A 2,550-nucleotide genomic window follows, 5' to 3' on the forward strand; every position below is an offset into this window, starting at 1 on the left:
TCCTCGCCATGTCCTAGATTCTCGCTTCCCCAGCATCGTGCTGGAATCCGAGTGTCCAAGATCAGGGGTTAAGGCCCGTGTCAGTGTCCCGTGCACGCAGCATGCATACTCCACACGCGGGCTGCATGGGGAGCCAGTCTCCCGCGTAGAATGGTGAACCATGAGCTTCACCGCCTCTCTCCCCACCGTTTCTGACTCCACGCCGGTGCGCGTGCGCTTCTGCCCTTCGCCCACCGGCACCCCTCACGTTGGCATGGTCCGCACGGCCCTGTTCAACTGGGCCTACGCCCGCCACACCGGTGGCAAGCTGGTGTTCCGCATCGAGGACACGGACGCCGCGCGCGATTCGGAGGAGTCGTTCAACCAGGTGATCGACGCCCTGCAGTGGCTGGGCATCGACTGGGACGAGGGCGTGCGCGTGGGTGGCCCCCACGCGCCGTATCGTCAGAGCGAGCGCGGCGAGATTTACGCCGAGGTCATCGAGAAGCTCGTGGCCGGCGGCCACGTCTACGAGGACTTCTCCACGCCGGACGAGGTCGAGGCCCGCCACCGCGCCAAGGGCGAGGACCCGAAGCTCGGCTACGACAACTTCGACCGCAACCTCACCGAGGAGCAGAAGGCCGCCTTCCGTGCCGAGGGTCGCGTCCCCGTGCTGCGCCTGCGCATGCCGGACGAGGACATCACCTTCAACGACCTCGTGCGCGGCGAGATCACCTTCCCCGTCGGTTCGGTTCCGGACTACGTGGTGGTGCGCGGCAACGGTAAGCCGCTCTACACGCTCGTGAACCCGGTGGATGACGCCCTCATGGGCATCACCCACGTGCTGCGCGGCGAGGACCTGCTCTCCTCGACCCCGCGTCAGGTGGCCCTGTACAAGGCGCTCATCGAGATCGGCGTGGCCGAGTTCCTGCCGCTCTTCGGCCACCTTCCCTACGTGATGGGCGAAGGCAACAAGAAGCTCTCCAAGCGCGATCCCGAGTCGAGCCTGTTCAACCTGCGCGACATGGGCTTCATCAAGGAGGGCCTGGACAACTACCTGGCCCTGCTCGGCTGGTCGCTCTCCGCCGACGAGGACATCTTCACCCTCGAGGAGATGGTGGAGCACTTCGACATCAAGGACGTGCTCGGCAACCCCGCTAAGTTCGACCTGAAGAAGGCCGAGGCCATCAACGGCACCCACATCCGCCGCCTGGCCCCCGAGGTCTTCCGCGAGCGCACCGTGTCCTATCTGCGCGCCGCCGGGCTCGTGGAGGAGGAGCTGACCGAGCGCCAGGCCGAGGTGCTCACCGCCGCCGCTCCTCTCGTGCAGGAGCGCGTCCAGCTGCTGGGCGAGGTGCCCGAGCTGCTGCGCTTCCTCTTCACCGAGGACGCGGATCTGACGGTCTCCGAGGACGCCCTGAAGAAGCTCCCCGAGAACCTGGGTGAGGTCGTCGACGCCGCGATCTCCGCGCTGGAGGCCACCGAGGAGTTCACCACCGAGCACATCGAGGCCGCCCTGCGCGCCGCTCTGATCGACGGCCTGGGCCTCAAGCCGCGCCTGGCCTTCGGCCCGGTTCGTTCGGCCGTGACCGGCAACCGCATCTCCCCGCCGCTCTTCGAGTCGCTGGAGATCCTCGGCAAGGAATCCTCCCTCACGCGACTGCGCGCCTTCCGCGCCAACCATGCCTGAGCAGAGCATCTCCCCGACGGCGCCGGTCACCACCGGCGCCGTTGGCGTCCTGTTTGACCTGGACGACACGCTCGTCGACCTGCGCACGGCCATGCGCGAGGCCCTGTTGAGCGCCGCGGCGCCCGAGCTGCGGGGCCTGGAAGACGGCGAGCTGGCCGCCTTTGCCGAACACTTCTCGGTGGACGCGGCCGGGTACTACGACGCCTACGTGCGCGGCGAACTGGACTTCGACACGCAGCGCCACCTGCGGCTGGGGGAGGCCCTAGCCGTGTTCGGCCGCGAGCCGGCACAGGACGTCGCCAGCTTCTCGAGCGCCTTCGAGGAGGCCGTGGTGCGCGGGTGGCGAGCCTTCGACGACGTGCTCCCCGTGCTGGATGCCTTGGATGAGCTCGGCGTGCCGTACGGCGTGGTGACGAACAACGTCGAGGCCTATCAGCGCGCCAAGCTCGCCAAGAGCGGCCTGGGGCGGATCGGAGTGGTCATCGGCTCGGACACGGCCGGCGCGCCCAAGCCCGATCCGCGTTCGTACCTGGCCGGCGTCGCGGCGCTCGGCACGGACCCGGCCACGACCTTGATGGTGGGGGACAACCCCGGCCACGATGTGGAGGGTGCCAGGGCGGCGGGACTTCCCGCGCTGTTGGTGGACCGTTGGGGCCGGCATCCGGAGCACGACGGCGCGCCGGGACTGGGTGCCGCCCTCGCCTGGGCGCGGGCGCAGGTGGGCTAGATCGGCCCGATTTGGTAGCGCCGGGGAGATCCGGTAAAGTAGTGGCTTGTCCACCGGCCCTTCGGCCCGGAGGAAAGCCATTGGGATATGGTGTAATTGGCAACACTACGGTTTCTGGTACCGTCATTCTAGGTTCGAGTCCTGGTATCCCAGC

Annotated in this window: 2 protein-coding genes and 1 tRNA gene; all 3 read left to right on the top strand. The window is 68.0% G+C overall.

The window, feature by feature from the left end; genetic code table 11:
* Positions 1-160 precede the first annotated feature (160 nt).
* A complete protein-coding gene (gltX, locus tag DWB68_RS15600) occupies positions 161-1,669 on the top strand; it encodes a glutamate--tRNA ligase (protein WP_119426031.1) in 1,509 nt (502 codons plus the stop codon).
* Positions 1,662-2,396 (top strand): HAD family hydrolase, encoded by a 735-nt coding sequence (locus DWB68_RS15605; protein ID WP_119426032.1) that lies wholly within the window; start codon positions 1,662-1,664, stop codon positions 2,394-2,396. The genes gltX and DWB68_RS15605 overlap by 8 nt, the downstream gene beginning before the upstream one ends.
* 81 nt (positions 2,397-2,477) lie before the next feature.
* Positions 2,478-2,549: transfer RNA gene (locus DWB68_RS15610), tRNA-Gln, on the top strand.
* Position 2,550: the final 1 nt, after the last annotated feature.

This window comes from Galactobacter valiniphilus (assembly GCF_003575975.1).
GTDB classification, from domain to species: domain Bacteria; phylum Actinomycetota; class Actinomycetes; order Actinomycetales; family Micrococcaceae; genus Galactobacter; species Galactobacter valiniphilus.